3 protein-coding genes and 1 pseudogene are annotated in these 2,539 nt (G+C 74.3%); 2 read left to right on the top strand and 2 right to left on the bottom strand.

Annotation, left to right across the window (positions count from 1 at the left end; translation table 11 throughout):
- Positions 1 to 618, top strand: a pseudogene (locus G3I42_RS07100) (transferase); the annotation flags it as partial.
- Positions 619 to 761: 143 nt separating this feature from the next.
- A complete protein-coding gene (locus G3I42_RS07095; RefSeq protein WP_164283430.1) occupies positions 762 to 1,139 on the top strand; it encodes a peptidase inhibitor family I36 protein in 378 nt (125 codons plus the stop codon).
- Positions 1,140 to 1,220: 81 nt separating this feature from the next.
- On the opposite strand, the gene G3I42_RS07090 is transcribed toward G3I42_RS07095, so the two are convergent.
- Positions 1,221 to 1,940 carry a leucine-rich repeat domain-containing protein gene (locus tag G3I42_RS07090; RefSeq protein WP_164283428.1) on the bottom strand — a complete coding sequence of 240 codons (720 nt, stop codon included), beginning with the start codon at positions 1,938 to 1,940 and terminating at the stop codon, positions 1,221 to 1,223.
- Positions 1,937 to 2,539: TetR/AcrR family transcriptional regulator (locus G3I42_RS07085; RefSeq protein WP_164283426.1), on the bottom strand; the 603-nt coding region annotated here is incomplete at its 5' end. The genes G3I42_RS07090 and G3I42_RS07085, both read right to left, overlap by 4 nt.

The raw sequence follows: 2,539 nt of genomic DNA, 5'->3' as shown, positions 1-2,539 counted from the left end.
CGCCTGCGCGACCTCGTCTCGAAGCCGTCACGGCTCCTGCCGCCGTACGCGCGGGACGAGGCCGGTGCCCCGGTGTGGGCCGCCGATCTGCCCGGCGTCTCGCTCGCCCGCCTGGAGTCCACCCCGATGGACCGCCTGCCGCTCACGGTGGACGCGATCCTGAAACCGGCGGCGCGCGGCAGCCGCCTGCGGCTGCGCCTGCACGAGCTGTACGGGCGCGTCGAGGACGCGGGACCGGTCGCGGTCCAGACGGCGCTGGTCCACCGCGACACGGGCCGCGTCGTCCAGCGCCGCAGCGCGAGCCTGGCCGCCGGGCCGACCCCGGGCACCTGGACGGCCTCGCTCCGCGTGCGCCTGACGGAGCTGGAGGCGGGCACGTGGGACGTGTGGCTGATGCTCGCCTTCGCGGACGGCACCACCCGCACCACCCGCCCCCGCGCCCTCCCCTCCTCGGGCCACCTGCGCCGCACCGCCATCCCGAGCCGCCGCCACGGCCTCGTCCTGATCCACCCCTACGCCACCCACTCCGCCGCCCTCGCCCTCCGCGTCGCCCCGGGCGCCCGCGGAATGGGCGACGTGGTGCGACGGAAGGTGGGGAGGTGGGTGGGGGTGGGGTGAGGGGGCGCGCAGGGGGATGTGAGGGCGGTCGGGGGATGGGTCGGTGGTGTGTGCTGGTTCGGTGGGGCGTTTTCCCGGGGGGTGCGGTGGTCAGGCTGTTCGCGGCAGGGGGAGAGCCTTCCGACCAGTCAGAGGAGCGCCTCATGCGCCGTATGTCTTCGTTCGCCGTGTCCGCCGTCGCCCTCAGCGTGGCGGCGCTCGGCTCGGTTCCCGCGGTCGCCGCCGCACCCCGGCAGAGTCCGGCGGCCTACAGCTGCAACCCCGGGTACTTCTGCATCTACGACGGCTGGAACGGGACCGGGACCCGGTGTCAGTGGTCCCAGTCGAAGCTGGCCAACACCGCCGACAACTGCTCGTTCATCCAGCGCGGCAAGAACGTCCGCTCCGTCTTCAACCGCACCGGCCACCGCGTCCAGTACTACACCCAGACCAACTACAAGCACCGTGTCGGCTCCACGCCCAAGAACGGCAAGGGCAACCTCCAGGGCAACTACCAGATCCGGTCCTTCAAGCCGCAGTAGTCGGTTCCCCCGCCGGGTGCTGCCGGTGGGTCCCGTCGGGCCGCGGGACGGCGACGGGGCCCGCCGGCCCGGCGCCCCCTGTCACGTCAGGACGTAGCAGCCCCTGGCCTCCAGCTCCGCCGCCGTCCCCGCCGGGATCTCGCACGGGTTCCAGCGCAGGTCCAGTTTCTCCAGGGCCGGGAGGGACGTGATCCACGGCGGGAGCGTCGTGAGGCGGTTGCCCCGCAGGTCCAGGTGGCGCAGACGGGGCAGGTGGGCGAGGGCCGGGGGGAGGGTGGTCAGGGCGTTGTCGCGCAACTCCAGGAGGCGCAGGGCGCGCAGGCCCGCGAGCGTGGGCGGGAGGGCCGTCAGGCGGTTCGCTCCCAGGTGGAGTTCGCGGAGGCGGGTCAGGGTTCCGACGGAGTCCGGTACGTGCGTCAACTCCGCTTCGCGTACGCGCAGTTCCAGGAGGCCGGCCATACGGCCGAGCGTGTCGGGGAGTTCCCGCAGCGGGTTCCCGCCCGCGTTCAGGTAGCGCAGGCGGGTCAAGGCGCCGAGCGAGGCGGGGAGCCGCGTCAGGCGGTTGTCGTGCACGTACAGGCAGCCGTCCAGGCCCGTCAACGAGCCGAGCGAGGACGGGAGTTCGGTCAGGGCGTTGTGGCCGAGGTCCAGCGTGCGCAGGGCGGTGAGGTGCGCGAGGGGCGGGAGCGACGTGAGGTCGTTGTCCGCGAGGATCAGCGTCGTGAGGTCCGTACGGCTCAGGACCTCGGGCGGGACCGCGCCCAGGTGGCGGCGCCACAGGTCCAGCGTCGTCGCGCTCACGCGCCCCGCAGTCCCGCCGCGACCGTCTTCGCCAGGGCCGCCGGGTAGCCGCGCTTCGTCTTGGTGCGGACGACGAGGACGCGCCAGTACAGCGGGCCCGTGATCAGGTCGAGGGCGAGGTCGCGGTCCAGGTCCGTACGGATCTCGCCGCGCGCCGCCGCCGCGTCCAGCACGCCCTGGGCCACGCTGCGCTGTGCCTCGCGCAGGGCCTTCTCCAGTGCCTCCTGGAGGTCCGGGTTGCGGGCCGCCTCGGCGAAGAGGTCGGGGACGATCTGGGAGGCCGCCGGGTGGCGCAGCGCGCGCGAGGCGACCTCGTACAGCAGGTGCAGGTCCATGTCGAGCGAGCCCGTGTCGGGCGCGGGCAGGCCCTGGAGGGCTATCGCGGAGACCAGGTCGAGCACGAGGTGCAGCTTCGAGCGCCAGCGGCGGTAGACGGCGGTCTTGCCGACGCCCGCGCGGCGCGCCACGCCCTCGATCGACATGCGCCCGTAGCCCACGGCGGCCAGCTCGGCGAAGACGGCGGCGCGGATCGCCTCGGTGACGTCCTCGCGCAGCACGGCGGCACCGGCGGGGGCCCGCCGCGCCTTGCCGGCGGAGGC

This window comes from Streptomyces sp. SID11385 (assembly GCF_010548245.1).
Classification (GTDB): domain Bacteria; phylum Actinomycetota; class Actinomycetes; order Streptomycetales; family Streptomycetaceae; genus Streptomyces.
This window is presented reverse-complemented; position numbering and strand designations above follow the sequence as displayed.

Bases quoted from the DNA above. Each gene is read 5' to 3' on its own strand.
- G3I42_RS07095 (WP_164283430.1), top strand. From the start codon at position 762: ATGCGCCGTATGTCTTCGTTCGCCGTGTCCGCCGTCGCCCTCAGCGTG.